This window comes from Mycobacterium sp. DL (genome assembly GCF_039729195.1).
Lineage (GTDB): Bacteria > Actinomycetota > Actinomycetes > Mycobacteriales > Mycobacteriaceae > Mycobacterium > Mycobacterium hippocampi_A.
On sequence record NZ_CP155796.1, the window covers coordinates 2,179,619 to 2,194,015 of the forward strand.

Consider the following 14,397-nt stretch of genomic DNA (forward strand, 5'->3'; position numbering starts at 1 on the left):
CTGGCTACGGGTGGCGGTGCCGTTCCATCAATGACATCTGGTGGTCCCGGACGGTCTGCCCTTCCTGCGGCGACGCCGTCCAGTGTCCGTCCGCGCCGAGCTCCCAGCAGCGGGTCCTCGGGTCCGTCGCCGATTCGAACATGTCGTTCAGTTGTGCGGTCAATCGCGGATCCTTCACCTGCGCCATCACTTCCACGCGACGGTCGAGATTACGATGCATCATGTCGGCGCTGCCGATCCAGTACTCGTCGATGGCGCGGAAGTGAATGATCCGTGAATGTTCGAGGAATCGGCCGAGGATGGAGCGCACCTTGATGTTCTCCGAATAGCCCGGGGCGCCGGGGCGCAACGCGCAGATTCCCCGGACCACCACCTCCACCCGCACGCCGGCCTGCGACGCCCGGTAGAGCGAATCGATGACCTGCTCATCGACCAACGCGTTGGCCTTCATACGAATCCGGCCCTCGGCACCGTCGCGGGTCGCCGCGATCTCCCGTTCGATCCGCTCGATGATCCCCCTGCGCACGCCGTAGGGGGCGACCAGCAGGTTGCGGTAGGACTGCTTGCGGGAGTAGCCCGTCAGCGAATTGAACAGGTCGGTGAGGTCGGCGCCGATGTCCGGTGCGGCGGTCAGCAGGCCGATGTCCTCGTACAACCGTGCGGTTTTGGGGTTGTAGTTGCCCGTGCCGATGTGGCAGTACCGACGGATCATCGAACCTTCGCGACGCACCACAAGACAGGTCTTGCAGTGTGTCTTCAATCCGATCAGGCCGTAGACCACGTGCACGCCGGCCTGTTCCAGTGCGCGCGCCCACTTGATGTTGGCCTGCTCGTCGAACCGGGCCTTGATCTCGACGAGCGCCACCACCTGCTTGCCGGCTTCGGCAGCGTCGATGAGCGCGTTGACGATCGGTGAGTCTCCGGACGTGCGATACAGAGTCTGCTTGATCGCGAGCACATTCGGATCTGCGGCTGCCTGCTCGATGAAACGCTGCACCGTGGTGGAGAACGAGTCGTAGGGGTGATGGACCAGGACATCACCGTCGCGCAGGGTGGAGAAGATGCTCTTGGGTGTTTCGCGCTCCCCGAACGCCGGGGGGGTGGCCGGAACGAACGGCCGGTCCTTGAGTGCGGGCCGGTCGACTCCGTAGACCTGCCACAGCGACGAGAGGTCCAACAATCCCGAGACCTGGACGACATCACCGGCCGCGACGTCGAGTTCGCGCAACAACAACTCGAGCATGCCCTCGGTCATGTCGTCGGAGACCTCGAGCCGCACCGGGGAGCCGAAGCGCCGCCGTGCCAATTCACGCTCCAGTGCCTGCAACAGGTCCTCGTCGCGGTCCTCCTCGACCTCGAAATCTGCATTCCGGGTGATGCGGAACGCGTGGTGTTCGACGATCTCGAGGCCGGGGAACAGCACGGGTAGGAAGGCGGCGATCAGTTCTTCCATCGGAAGGAAGCGCACGACGGTCGGAGTGCCCTCACGACCGGACAGCTCCACGAATCGGTCGACGTTGTCGGGCACCTTGATTCGCGCGAAGTGCTGTCCACCGTCGTCGGGATGCTTGACGGTGATGGCGAGATTGAGGCTCAGGCCGCTGACGAACGGGAAGGGGTGTGCCGGATCGACCGCCAACGGCGTCAGGACCGGGAAGACCTGTTCGTGGAAGTAGGTGGACAGCCGGCCGCGCTCGTCGTCGTCGAGTTCGGCCCACGTCACGATGATGATGCCCTCCTCGGCGAGGGCGGGCCGGACCGAATCGAGGAACACGTGCGAGTGCCGGCTGGCGATCTGCTGGGTGCGCTCGCTGATCCGTCGCAACTGCTCACGCGGTGACAGGCCGTCGGCGGACCGGACGGACAGTCCCATCTCGTCGCGACGCTTGAGCCCGGCGACCCGAACCATGTAGAACTCATCGAGGTTGGAGGCGAAGATCGCCAGGAACTTCGCGCGCTCCAGCAGTGCCAGCGACGGATCGGCGGCCAGTGCGAGCACGCGGGCGTTGAAGTCGAGCCAGCTGAGTTCGCGGTTGAGGTAGCGGTCGTCGGGCAGTGGGTTGTCGATCGTGGGAGCCGTGGCCGCCGGCGGCGCTTCCGGAGCCGAGCCATCCGACCCCGCGACGGCCGGCAGGACGGGTGTCTCGGAGGTTTCCGAGCTGTCGGGACGGGTCTGGGCTTCGGTCATCTCTGTGATGATTCCCTATCGGAGGGTGCTCCGGCCACCGAGTCGGGTCATCAGCTTCGCGCCGTCATCTTCGGTGGCCGACGGCCTTCTCGGTCGCGGCTCCCAGACCGAGCCCCTGCGCCGCGATCAGGTCGTCGGGTGTGTCGATGTCGCAGCGCAGCCCCGGCCAGTCTCCCGTCAATTCGACCGCCCCCGAACGACGATGGCGCTCTGCGGAATCAGGGCCGAATCGCGGGTCGAGAGCCACCCCGAAGGAGAACAGCGCCGAGGTGCCGGTGCCGTGCCGGTCGGCGACGAAGCTGCGGGGCCGGTCCCGAGCGGCGGCGATCGCCCCGGCGAGTTCGTCGGCGTGCAGGGCAGGTAGATCACCCTGCAGCGCAACGACGTTGACGCTCGTCTTCCGGGCCATCGCCTCGGCGGCCAGGAGCGCGTTGTTGAGTGGATCGTGATGACCCTCGGGTGTGGGGTCGGTGAGCACCAGTGCGCCGAGCTTGGTCGCGGCCGCGGCTGCGGTGTCGTCGGGGGTGACGACGATCACCGACTGCGGGGCGGCGACGGCCGAAGCCGCCTCGATCGTGTCGATCAGCATGGCGAGCACGATCTGCTCGCGTGTCGCCGCCGAAAACACCGGCGCCAGCCGTGTCTTGGCTGCGCTCAGTCGCTTGACCGCGATCACCAGTGCGATGTCGGCGTCTCGAGCGCGCATGGGCGTGACCGGCGCGCTGGCCGTGCTGTTGGTCATGCCGGTCACGAGCGTCATCCTGCCAGCTGCTATTCCCCGGCTACGCTGAAGCCGTGGTCGAGGCGGCGGTGATGGGGTCCGGGGCGTGGGGGACGGCCCTGGCGAAGGTGTTGGCGGAAGCGGGGAACAACGTCAGGCTGTGGGCCCGTCGGCCCGAACTCGCCGACGAGATGAACCGCACCCACCTCAATGCCGACTACATCGACGGACCGCTGCCCGAGTCGATCCGGGCCACCAGCGACCACACCGAGGCACTCGACGGCGCGTGCACGGTGCTGCTGGCCGTGCCCTCACAGACACTTCGCGCCAATCTCATGCAGTGGAAGGACGCGCTGGGCGCTGATGCCACCCTGGTGAGCCTGGCCAAAGGTATCGAGCTGGACACCCTGCTGAGGATGAGCCAGGTCATCGTGCAGGTGACCGGTGCCGACCCGTCCCGCGTCGCGGTCGTCACCGGGCCGAACCTGGCCAGTGAGATCGCGCAGGGGCAGCCCGCCGCAACCGTCGTCGCGTGCAGCGACTCCGGAAGAGCGGTGACGATACAGCGAGCGCTGTCCACCGGCTATTTCCGGCCGTACACCAACGCCGACGTGATCGGCGCCGAGGTCGGAGGCGCCTGCAAGAACGTCATCGCTCTGGCATGCGGGATGGCCGCGGGTGTCGGACTGGGGGAGAACACCGCGGCGGCGATCATCACCCGCGGGCTGGCCGAGATCATGCGGCTCGGAATCGCATTGGGGGCCAAGCCCGCCACTCTGGCCGGGTTGGCCGGCATCGGCGACCTGGTGGCGACGTGCACGTCGCCGCACTCCCGTAACCGATCCTTCGGCGAGCGGTTGGGCAGGGGAGGCACCATGGAGGCCGCGTTGGCCGCGACCGGCGGTCATGTCGCCGAAGGGGTCACCTCGTGCGAATCGGTGCTGGCGTTGGCGTCGAGTTACGACGTCGAGATGCCGCTCACCGAGGCGGTGCACCGGGTGTGCCACAAGGGCCTGTCCGTCGACGAGGCGGTGGCCCTGCTGCTAGGGCGCACCACCAAGCCGGAGTAGTCGAGTGAGCGGCACGTACGGAGACTCCACTCGCAGTGTCAAAGCTGTTGGATCGGAACCGGTTCCGGGAGGACCGATCGCGCCGCCGCCGGTGCCCGCCGCCGCGTATCACCTTCCCCCCGACGAAGACGATTCCCTGGACAGCTACGGTCGCAGATCCAATCCGACCTGGCGGCAACTGGAATCGGCGATCGCCACGCTCGAGGGCGCGTCGTCCGCCCTGGCCTTCGGTTCCGGGATGGCAGCTATCACGTCCGTGCTGCGGACCGTCGCCCAACCCGGCCACACGCTCGTCGTCCCCGCCGATGGCTACTACCAGGTCCGCGCCTACGCCCACGAGTTCCTCGAGCAGCGAGGGGTGACCGTGGTGCAGGCGCGGTGCGCCGAAATGTGCGACGCCGCCGCGGGCGCCGATGTGGTGCTGGCCGAGTCGCCGTCCAACCCCGGCCTCGACGTCGTCGACCTGCATCACCTGGCGATGACGTGCCGGGCGCGCGGCGCGATGCTCGTCGTCGACAACACCACCGCCACGCCGCTGGGACAGCAGCCGCTGTCGTTGGGCGCGGACCTGGTGGTCGCCAGCGCGACCAAGGCGTTGGCGGGCCACCACGACGTCCTGGCGGGCTATGTCGCGGGCAGCCAGCCCGAGGTGATGGCACTGCTGGAGCGCGACAGGCTGTTGGCCGGCCCGATCCTGGGCGCCTTCGAAGCCTGGCTCGTGCTGCGCAGCATCGGGAGCGTGGGCCTTCGTTTCGAACGGCAGTGTCAGAATGCCGCCGCGGTCGCGCTGATGCTGCGCTCGCACCCGGCGGTGCGCTCGGTGCGCTACCCGGGGCTGCCCGACGATCCGTCGCATGCGATCGCCTCGATGCAGATGCGGCGGTTCGGCGGTCTGGTCGCCGTCGAGTTGGCCGATGCGCAGGCGGTGCACGACCTGGTCGGTCGTAGCGCGCTGCTGGTCGCGTCGACGAGCTTCGGCGGGATCCACTCCTCGGTCGACCGCAGGGCCAGGTGGGGAGACCCGGTGGCCGACGGATTCGCCCGGCTGTCTCTGGGGATCGAGGACACCGACGACCTGCTCAGCGATATCGAGGCGGCCCTGCCACGGGCAGGACGGTAGCCTCTCTAGGTTGTGACTGCCCGCATCCGCGTTGCCGTCGTCTACGGCGGACGAAGTTCCGAACACGCGATCTCGTGTGTTTCGGCAGGCAGCATCCTGCGCAACCTCGATCCGGCGCGGTTCGAAGTGGTCGCGGTCGGCATCTCGCCGCGGGGTTCCTGGGTGCTCACCGACGGGCGGCCCGAGACGCTGGCCATCACCGACGGCACCCTGCCCCGGGTCGGCGAGTCGTCGGGCACCGCGCTCGCGCTGACCGCCGATCCCGCCTGGCACGGCCAGCTGCTGTCGCTGGGAGAAGGCGCCGGGGAGATGCTGGCCGCCGTCGACGTGGTCTTCCCGGTACTTCACGGACCCTACGGCGAGGACGGCACCATCCAGGGCCTGCTGGAGCTCGCCGGCGTCCCGTACGTCGGTGCGGGGGTGCTGGCCAGCGCGGCGGGCATGGACAAGGAGTTCACCAAGAAGCTGCTCGCCGCCGACGGTCTGCCGATCGGCGACCAGGTGGTGCTGCGCCCTCAGCAGGCCACCCTGTCGCTGGAGGATCGTGAACACCTCGGGTTGCCGGCATTCGTCAAGCCTGCGCGCGGTGGCTCGTCCATCGGGGTCAGCCGGGTCACCAGCTGGGACCAGCTCGCCGATGCCGTCGAAGTGGCGCGTCGGCACGACCCGAAGGTCATCGTCGAGGCTGCCGTGCCCGGCCGGGAACTCGAATGCGGCGTGCTGGAGTTCCCCGACGGTCGGATCGAGGCCAGCACCGTGGGCGAGATCCGGGTGGCCGGGGTGCGTGGTCGCGAAGACGGCTTCTACGACTTCGAGACCAAGTACCTCGACGACGCCGCGGAACTGGACGTGCCGGCCAAGGTCGACGACGTCGTCGCCGAGCAGGTCCGCGGCCTCGCGATCCGGGCGTTCCGCGCCATCGACTGCCAGGGTCTGGCCCGGGTCGACTTCTTCCTGACCGAGGACGGACCGGTGATCAACGAGATCAACACGATGCCGGGGTTCACCACCATCTCGATGTATCCGCGGATGTGGGCAGCCAGCGGGGTCGACTATCCGACCCTGCTCGCGACGATGGTCGAGACCGCGATGGCCCGCGGGACCGGCCTGCGCTAGGAGCGTGCGTCACCTGACCGGTCCGGGGTCGACGGGGGTAGCCGGCAGCGCCTCGGCTATCGCCGTCGAGATCACCTGGATGGGCGTGGGACCCGACCCCGAGGGCAGGGTCAGCGCCACATAGACGGGCCGGTCCACGGCGAACCACGTGCTGCGTCCCTCGTCTGCCTGGTCCGCGACCCGGAACCACTGGACGGCGTCCACCACCTGAAGAGGTGCGCCCACGACGAAGTCGACCGGACGGTCCAGGCCACATCGCAGGATGAGCGCCTCGCTGCCGTCACCGGCCTGCCACGCCGCCGTTCCCGCCGGAGCGGGCTCCCGCACGGGGGCCCGTGAGTAGTCACCGAGTTGCTCGGGCAACGCGTCGATCAGTGAGCGGCATTCGGGGCTGTCGGCGCGCGGCGCAGGCGCTCCTGCGATGACGACCGGAGCCTGGGTCGGTGTGCGCTGCAGGACAGCGGCGACAACGAGCACAGCGACGACGGCGCCGACTGCCAGGACGAGCGCCGCGATCAGCAGGGGCCGGGGTGGGCCGTCGCCGGTCTGGCTTTTCATCACGCCAAACTCTAAGGCGCGACCCCTTGGGCGATCGGGCAGGTCAGCGTCCGGGTGATCCCGGAGACCTGCTGCACGCTGGGAACGACGGTGGACTGGAGTTCAGCGAGGGTCGGGGCGCCCACCCGGACCACGACGTCGTAGGGTCCGGTCACGTACTCCGAGCACAACACCCCGGTGAGGCCGGCGAGCTGCTTGGCGATGACCTCGGCGCGGCCGACCTCGGTCTGGATGAGAACAAAAGCCTCGACCACGCCGTTATCCCTCCGTCTGGCTGCATAGACTCCACGCCGCAGGGACCAAACGTACCGCAGGAACGCCGAGCGTTCAGGGCACGAAGGTGCTGCGGGGATCGGGAAAGGATCCGGACATGACGGGCGAAGACCCGGCGGACTCGCTGGCCGCAACGGGGGAGTTCGCGGTCATCAACCGGCTGGTCGCCGGTCGGCGTCAGCCCCCGTTCGTCTCCCTCGGTCCCGGCGACGACGCCGCGGTGGTCGCCGCCGCCGACGGCAGGACGGTGGTGTGCACCGACATGCTGGTCGAGGGTCGCCACTTCCGACTCGACTGGTCCACCGCCCACGATGTCGGGCGGAAAGCCATCGCGCAGAACGCCGCCGACATCGAGGCCATGGGCGCCCGGGCGACGGCGTTCGTCGTCGGGTTCGGTGCCCCCGCCGACACCGCGACGGCGCGGGCGGTCGAACTCGCCGACGGACTGTGGCACGAGGCGGGACTGCTGGGCGCGGGCATCGTCGGTGGCGACATGGTGCGGGCCCCGCAGTGGGTCGTCTCGGTGGCCGCGCTCGGAGACCTCGACGGGCTCGACCCTGTCTGCCGCAGCGGCGCGAAGCCGGGTGGCACCGTGGCGGTGATCGGCGATCTGGGTTGGTCGGCAGCTGGATATACGTTGTTGCACAACGGGATCGGTGGATTCGACGATCTGCGCGGGCGCCACCGGGTGCCTGAGCCCCCCTACGGTCAGGGAGCGGTCGCCGCGCGTGCCGGGGCGACGTCGATGACGGACGTCTCCGACGGGTTACTCGCCGACCTGGGGCACATCGTCACCGCCTCCGGGGTGTGGGTGGACCTGTCCGCAGCCGGCCTGCGTGACGACGTCGAGGCGCTGACCGGCGCTGCCGCCGCGACGGGATCCGATCCGTGGGAGTGGGTGCTGGGGGGTGGGGAAGATCACGCCCTGGTGGCGACGTTCCCGGTGGCTGCGCCTCCCGGCTGGCGGGTGATCGGCACGGTGTCCGATGTCGGAGACCTACCGCCCCGGGTGACCGTGGACGGGGTGGGGTGGGGCGGTAATCCGGGCTGGCAGTCCTTCTGACGACGCCGCCCGCTAGGTTGGCCAATCGTGACAGCACGTCCTCTCAGCGAGTTGGTCGACGAGGCCTGGGCCCGCGCACTCGCACCGGTTGAACCCCAGGTCGCACAGATGGGCGAGTTCCTGCGCTCAGAGCTTGCCGGTGGCCGGCCGTATCTGCCGTCCGGGTCGAACGTGTTGCGCGCGTTCACGTTTCCATTCGACCGGGTCCGCGTGCTGATCGTCGGACAGGATCCGTACCCGACGCCCGGACACGCGGTCGGTCTGAGTTTCTCGGTCGCTCCCGAGGTCAAACCGCTGCCGCGGAGCCTGGCCAACATCTACACCGAATACCGCGACGACCTCGGCCATCCGGCACCGTCCACCGGTGATCTGACCCCGTGGGCGCAGCAGGGGGTGATGTTGCTCAACAGGGTTCTGACCGTGCGCCCGGGCACGCCGGCGTCACACCGCGGAAAAGGGTGGGAAACCGTCACCGAATGCGCGATCCGCGCGCTGGTGGCTCGTCAGCAGCCGCTGGTGGCAGTGCTGTGGGGGCGCGACGCCGCCACGCTGAAACCCATGCTGGGTGACACGTTGACCATCGAGTCGGCGCATCCGTCGCCGCTGTCGGCGTCGCGGGGATTCTTCGGGTCGCGACCGTTCAGCCGCGCCAACGAACTCCTGGAGACGATGGGCGCCGAGCCGGTCGACTGGCGCCTACCCTGACGTCGATCCGCCGGCTGTCAGCCGCGCGAGACCTTGCCGGCCTTCAGGCAGGACGTGCACACGTTCACCCGCTGCTTGTTGCCGCCCGGGCGCGACACAGCGCGCACCGGCTGGATGTTCGGATTCCAGCGACGGCTGGTCCGGCGATGGGAGTGCGACACCGACTTGCCGAAGCCGGGGCCCTTCCCGCAGATATCGCACACGGCAGCCATATGCAGAACTCCTCGAATCAGTACGTGGGGGCTGGGTCTTGGCCGCGGACGTGCCGCGGGTGACCCGACAACCTGATCAGAATACCGGCCGCCGCAAATATCGCCAAAACCGGCAGCGCTGCGCTGTCCACAGCCGTGACCTTGCAGTCTACGAAGCTGTCCGCAGCACTGGATAGGCTGACGCGACGGCGGCACTGTGGTCTGGAGGTGGGATGGCGGTTCGGCGGCTCGATGCGCCTGCCCTGCGGAGTTGGGCACACACCGCGGTCGCCGATCTCATCAGGCACACCGACGAGATCAACCGGCTCAACGTCTTCCCGGTGGCCGATGCCGACACGGGCACGAACATGCTGTTCACCATGCGTGCCGCCTGGGCGCAGGCCGACGCGCGCGGGACTGTCGACGACGTCGCGCACGTGGCCGCCGCCCTGGCCGAAGGAGCGCTGCGCGGCGCGCGGGGCAACTCGGGGGTGATCCTGTCCCAGATCCTGCGGGGCGTCGCCGACGTGACCGCGGCCGCCGCCGAGGACCGTGGCACGTTGGCCGACATCAGTGGCGCTCTGCTCGCCGCGTCGCTGCGGCACGCGGTCACCCTGGTCGTGACGTCGATGGGCGAACCGATTCCCGGCACGATCCTGTCGGTGCTGCAGGATGCGGCCACCGCGGCCGAACAGACGGCAGCCGACGGGGCCGAGTTGGCCGACGTCGTGGCCGCATGCACTCAGGCGGCGGCCGAGGCACTGGACCGCACCCCGAGCCAACTCGACGTGCTGGCTGACGCCGGTGTGGTGGACGCGGGCGGCCGGGGGCTGCTGGTGCTTCTCGACGCGCTGAGCACGACATTGACCGGCCACGCGCCGGCGCGTGACGTCTACGTACCGTCACCGCGGCAGGTACCGGCCGTGGCCGTGGCGTCGGCCACGCCCGAGTTCGAGGTGATGTACCTGCTCAGTGGCTGTGACGCCGACGGCATCGAGACGCTGCGCGCCCGCCTCGACGAGATCGGCGAATCCATCGCGATCGCCGCATCGGGCTTCGACGCAGGCGGGGCCGGTCACTATTCGGTTCACGTGCACGCCGACGACGCGGGGGCGGCGGTCGAAGCCGCCCTCGAGGTGGGACGACCCAGTCGCATTCAGATCACCTCTCTGGTCGGCGGGGTGGACCGGCACCCGGCGGGAGGCTGGAGCAGGGAGCGGGCGGTGCTGGCCGTCGCCGACGGGGACGGCGCCGAAGGGCTGTTCACCGGCGAGGGCGCGCAGGTCCTGCGTCCGGAGCGGGATGTGCCGGTCAGCGCGCACCAACTCCTGCACGCCCTGGTGAACACCGGTGCCGCGCAGGTGATGGTGCTGCCGAACGGTTATGTGGCCGCCGAGGAACTGCTGGCCGGATGGGCGGTCGCGGCGGACTGGGGGATCGTCATGGCGCCGGTGCCCACGGCGTCGATGGTGCAGGGGCTGGCGGCGCTGGCCGTCCACGACCCCGAACGCCGGCTCGTCGACGACGGCTACACGATGGCCAGGGCCGCGGCGGGTGCCCGGCACGGTTCGGTCCGGCTGGCCGCCGAAGAGGCGTTGACCTGGGCGGGCACCTGCAAGCCCGGCGACGGCCTCGGCATCGCGGGCGACGAGGTGGTGATCGTGGGCGAGGACATCGCCGCCGCCGCGGCGGGACTGATCGATCTGTTGCTGGCCGCGGGCGGTGAATTGGTGACGGTGCTCACCGGCGACGGTGTGGAACCGGGCGTCGGGGAGGCGCTCGTCGATCACGTGCACCGTCACCATCCGGGGACGGAGACGGTGACCTTCCACACCGGCCACCGCGGCGATGCGCTGCTGATCGGGGTGGAGTGAGCATGGCTTCGCTGAGCGATCGGCTGCCGTTCCTGGTCGGGGACAAGGCCGCGGGACAACTCGAGGAGTACTTCGGCATCCGGACGGTCAACGACCTGGTGCGCTACTTCCCGCGCAAGTACAGCGATGCCATGACCACACGCGGTGAGGGGGAGGACCTCGACCTCGAGGAGGGGGAGCACGTCACCTTCGTCGGTGAGATCACCGACGCCGACACCCGAGTGACCAATCGCCCACCCAAACGTGAGTACCTGGTCCTCACCCTCGGACACCGGCGACCGAAGGTCACCGCCACCTTCTTCAACCCGAAGTTCCTTAAAAAATCGCTGACAAAGGGAACCCGGGTGATGCTCTCCGGTGAGGTCGGCTACTTCAAGGGCACCATGCAGTTGACGCACCCGGCGTTCCTGGTCCTGGGGTCGGGGAAGGGCACCAAGTCTCTGGCGTCGATCGCCGCGGCGTCGACAGCATCCGGTGACGATCTGCTCGCCGAGTTCGAACGAGACTTCTTCCCGATCTATCCGGCCAACTCCAAGATGCAGACCTGGGAGATCTACGCATGTGTGCGTCAGGTGCTCGCGGTACTCGACCCGGTCGCCGAGACGATGCCGAAATCTTTTGTGCGCGAACATCATTTGATGTCAGAAGACGCAGCGCTTCGCGCCGTCCACCTTGCTGAGACCGACGATCCGCGAAAGCGCGCCATCGAGCGACTCACCTACGACGAAGCTGTCGGCCTGCAATGGGGACTGGTCGTTCGTCGGCACAGCGCTTTCAACGACTCCGGACCTCCCGCGCCGCCGTCACCGGACGGACTGGCGGCTGCGATGGCGGCTCAGTTGCCGTTCACGCTGACCGCGGGGCAGCGTGAGGTGCTCGAGGTGATCTCGACGGAGATCTCGGCCACCCGCCCGATGAATCGCATGCTGCAGGGTGAGGTCGGATCGGGCAAGACGATCGTGGCGCTGCTGGCGATGCTGCAGATGATCGACGCCGGCTATCAATGCGCCCTCCTTGCGCCGACGGAAGTTCTTGCCGCACAACATGCTCGGTCCATCAGCGCCATGCTCGGGCCGTTGGGGACGGCCGGCCAACTCGGCGGGCTGGACAGCGCGACGAGGGTGGCGCTGTTGACGGGATCGATGTCGGCATCGCAGAAACGCGCGGTGCGGGACGAGGTGGCCTCCGGTCAGGCGGGCATCGTGATCGGCACGCACGCGCTGCTGCAGGATGCCGTGGAGTTCCACCGCCTCGGAATGGTGGTGGTGGATGAGCAGCACCGCTTCGGGGTGGATCAGCGAGACCGGTTGCGCGCGAAGGCTCCTGACGGCATCACGCCTCACCTTCTGGTGATGACCGCGACTCCGATTCCCCGGACGGTGGCGCTCGCGGTCTACGGTGACCTCGAGATATCGACACTGCGGGAGTTGCCCCGCGGACGTCAGCCCATCACGTCGAACACGATCTTCATGACACAGAAGCCGGCCTGGCTCAACCGGGCGTGGGCCCGGATCGCCGAGGAGGTGCAGGCCGGGCGCCAGGCGTATGTCGTCGCGTCGCGTATCGACGAGGACGACAAACCCGCCGACACGAAGAAGGCCAGGAAGGACACGAAAGAGGCCGGCCCGCCTCCGGTTACGGTGGTGGAACTACTCGCGCGACTGCAGCGCGGACCGCTGGCCGGCCTGCGGCTGGGTCTGATGCACGGACGATTGCCCAGCGATGAGAAGGACGCCGTGATGGCTGCCTTCCGCGCCCGCGAGATCGACGTACTGGTGTGCACGACGGTGATCGAGGTGGGTGTTGACGTGCCCAACGCCACCGTGATGGTGGTGATGGACGCCGACAGGTTCGGCATCAGCCAGCTCCACCAGCTCCGCGGGCGCATCGGCCGCGGCGAGCATCCCAGCCTGTGCCTGCTGGCCACCAACCTGCCCGAGGAATCCAAAGCGGGACGACGCCTCAAAGCAGTGGCGAGCACCCAGGACGGTTTTGCGCTCGCCGATCTCGATCTGCAGGAGCGCAGCGAGGGCGACGTGCTCGGTATCCATCAATCGGGACGGCCCATCACGCTGCGCTTCCTCTCACTCGCCGAGCACTACGACATCATTCGCGCCGCCCGGGATCTGTGCGAGACGGTGTACGAATCCGATCCGCAGGATGCCGGCATGAGGGTGTTGTCGGCGCCGTTCACCGACACCGACCGCGTCGAGTTCCTGGACAAGTCATGAGCCGCAAGCGAGTTCTGTGGTTGGCGGTGGCCGCCACGCTCGCGGTGATCGTCGCGGTCCAGGTCACCTCCACCTCACAGGATCCGTCGCGGTTCATCGCGCAGGCCGACATCCCCACCGTCACCCCCGGTGCCGATGTGCTCGTCGGCATCGCGGAGATCCCCGCTCGTGTCCGTGGATACGACTACCGCCGGGATGCGTTCGGTGAGTCGTGGACCGACGACACCACCGCCCCGGGTGGCCGAAACGGTTGTGACACCCGCAACGACATCCTCGACCGCGACCTGCTCGAGAAGACCTACGTCGCCATCTCGCGATGTCCCACCGCGGTGGCCACCGGAGTTCTGCTCGATCCCTACACCAGCGTGCTGGTGCCGTTCACCCGGGGAGCCCAGACCGGCGCCGAGGTGCAGATCGACCACATCGTGCCGCTGGCGCTCGCCTGGGATCTCGGCGCGCGGAACTGGTCCGATGAGATGCGTACCCGCTTCGCCAACGACCCGGCCAATTTGATTGCGGTACAAGGTGACGCCAATCAGGACAAGGGCGACAAGGAGCCGGCGGTGTGGATGCCGCCCAACGCGGCGTTCCACTGCCAGTACGCGATGCAGTTCATCGCCGTGTTGCGCGGATACAGTCTGCCCGTCGATGCGCCGTCGGCAGCGGCGCTGGGTGACGCTGCGCAGAGTTGCCCTTCGGGCTGAACGGGGACGTCACATCTCTCGCCGGTGCGCGTCGCTGTTTTGAGGCGGAATCCCCGACCGGGAAACGGTTGTCGCGATCGCCTGCAGGATCTCCTGTGAGGTGCGACCGCTTTGGATCTCCAAGCCCATGAGCAGCAGGCCGGAGAGGTTCACGAGCCCGGAGATCAAACCGGCAGATCCCTGAGGCTCGGACAGGTATTGCTCAACTCGATCGTGGATGAACTCTCGGTCGTGCTCGTGATCGACCCACGCGGTCATCACGTCGATCGCCCACCGTGTCTTCTCGTCGTCGACCATCACCGGAACCCGGCAGACATTTCCGTGAGATATAGCGCTGTCGCCCAGCGCTTTTGGTAGACCACGCTCCGACCGTCCGATCGACACTCTCATTCAGGGCCTTGGATGCTGTGAACGGTCCGGCCGTGGCATCGCGCCTGCCATGGAAGCAGTCGCTACGTGATGTGCTGCATCGACGCCGCCACGGCCGATCCGTGTTTTCACCCTAACAGATGAACAGGTGAATGGTTGGACAGATATGAGTGCGCGCCCATAGGCTGAAGACGCCACCGTGATGGCCGGTGGG

General features: G+C 68.2%; 14 protein-coding genes. 8 read left to right on the forward strand and 6 right to left on the reverse strand.

What is annotated here, in order from left to right:
• Positions 1-4 precede the first annotated feature (4 nt).
• Both ABDC78_RS10435 and cofC read right to left on the reverse strand, forming a co-directional pair.
• The gene (locus tag ABDC78_RS10435; RefSeq protein WP_178362151.1) at positions 5-2,188 is read right to left on the reverse strand and encodes an RNA degradosome polyphosphate kinase; all 2,184 of its coding nucleotides are present in this window, start codon (positions 2,186-2,188) and stop codon (positions 5-7) included.
• A gap of 64 nt (positions 2,189-2,252) precedes the next feature.
• Positions 2,253-2,894, reverse strand: a complete 642-nt coding sequence (cofC, locus tag ABDC78_RS10440; RefSeq protein WP_178362380.1) for a 2-phospho-L-lactate guanylyltransferase — start codon at positions 2,892-2,894, stop codon at positions 2,253-2,255.
• A gap of 107 nt (positions 2,895-3,001) precedes the next feature.
• Between cofC and ABDC78_RS10445 the strand changes: the two genes are divergently transcribed.
• The 3 genes from ABDC78_RS10445 to ABDC78_RS10455 are packed head-to-tail and all read left to right on the forward strand — an operon-like array spanning position 3,002 to position 6,215.
• The gene (locus ABDC78_RS10445) at positions 3,002-3,979 is read left to right on the forward strand and encodes an NAD(P)H-dependent glycerol-3-phosphate dehydrogenase (RefSeq protein ID WP_178362381.1); all 978 of its coding nucleotides are present in this window, start codon (positions 3,002-3,004) and stop codon (positions 3,977-3,979) included.
• Positions 3,980-3,983: 4 nt separating this feature from the next.
• Complete coding sequence (locus tag ABDC78_RS10450; RefSeq protein WP_178362152.1) at positions 3,984-5,099, forward strand: cystathionine gamma-lyase; 1,116 nt, start codon at positions 3,984-3,986, stop codon at positions 5,097-5,099.
• 12 nt (positions 5,100-5,111) lie between these two features.
• Entirely contained in the window at positions 5,112-6,215 is a 1,104-nt protein-coding gene (locus ABDC78_RS10455) for a D-alanine--D-alanine ligase family protein (protein ID WP_178362153.1), read from the forward strand.
• A 9-nt stretch (positions 6,216-6,224) separates the two neighbouring features.
• Here the strand turns inward: ABDC78_RS10455 and ABDC78_RS10460 are convergent, their stop codons facing one another.
• Entirely contained in the window at positions 6,225-6,773 is a 549-nt protein-coding gene (locus ABDC78_RS10460) for a DUF3515 domain-containing protein (protein WP_178362154.1), read from the reverse strand.
• Positions 6,774-6,784: 11 nt separating this feature from the next.
• Positions 6,785-7,027, reverse strand: a complete 243-nt coding sequence (locus ABDC78_RS10465) for an Lrp/AsnC ligand binding domain-containing protein (RefSeq protein WP_178362155.1) — start codon at positions 7,025-7,027, stop codon at positions 6,785-6,787.
• A gap of 116 nt (positions 7,028-7,143) precedes the next feature.
• Between ABDC78_RS10465 and ABDC78_RS10470 the strand changes: the two genes are divergently transcribed.
• Positions 7,144-8,109 (forward strand): thiamine-phosphate kinase, encoded by a 966-nt coding sequence (locus tag ABDC78_RS10470; RefSeq protein ID WP_178362156.1) that lies wholly within the window; start codon positions 7,144-7,146, stop codon positions 8,107-8,109.
• A 27-nt stretch (positions 8,110-8,136) separates the two neighbouring features.
• On the forward strand, positions 8,137-8,814 hold the full coding sequence (locus tag ABDC78_RS10475) for a uracil-DNA glycosylase (protein ID WP_178362157.1): 678 nt from the start codon (positions 8,137-8,139) through the stop codon (positions 8,812-8,814).
• 17 nt (positions 8,815-8,831) lie between these two features.
• On the opposite strand, the gene rpmB is transcribed toward ABDC78_RS10475, so the two are convergent.
• Complete coding sequence (gene rpmB / locus ABDC78_RS10480) at positions 8,832-9,026, reverse strand: 50S ribosomal protein L28 (protein WP_178362158.1); 195 nt, start codon at positions 9,024-9,026, stop codon at positions 8,832-8,834.
• 212 nt (positions 9,027-9,238) lie between these two features.
• On the opposite strand from rpmB, the gene ABDC78_RS10485 reads away from it, so the two are divergent.
• From ABDC78_RS10485 to ABDC78_RS10495, 3 genes are read left to right on the forward strand one after another with little or no spacing between them, the layout of a single operon-like run.
• Positions 9,239-10,879, forward strand: a complete 1,641-nt coding sequence (locus ABDC78_RS10485) for a DAK2 domain-containing protein (protein ID WP_178362159.1) — start codon at positions 9,239-9,241, stop codon at positions 10,877-10,879.
• A 2-nt stretch (positions 10,880-10,881) separates the two neighbouring features.
• Positions 10,882-13,110 (forward strand): ATP-dependent DNA helicase RecG, encoded by a 2,229-nt coding sequence (recG, locus tag ABDC78_RS10490; protein ID WP_178362160.1) that lies wholly within the window; start codon positions 10,882-10,884, stop codon positions 13,108-13,110.
• A complete protein-coding gene (locus ABDC78_RS10495) occupies positions 13,107-13,814 on the forward strand; it encodes an HNH endonuclease family protein (protein ID WP_178362161.1) in 708 nt (235 codons plus the stop codon). The genes recG and ABDC78_RS10495 overlap by 4 nt, the downstream gene beginning before the upstream one ends.
• A gap of 9 nt (positions 13,815-13,823) precedes the next feature.
• Here ABDC78_RS10495 and ABDC78_RS10500 read toward each other — a convergent pair whose 3' ends face one another.
• A complete protein-coding gene (locus ABDC78_RS10500; RefSeq protein WP_178362162.1) occupies positions 13,824-14,111 on the reverse strand; it encodes a hypothetical protein in 288 nt (95 codons plus the stop codon).
• Positions 14,112-14,397 lie beyond the last annotated feature (286 nt).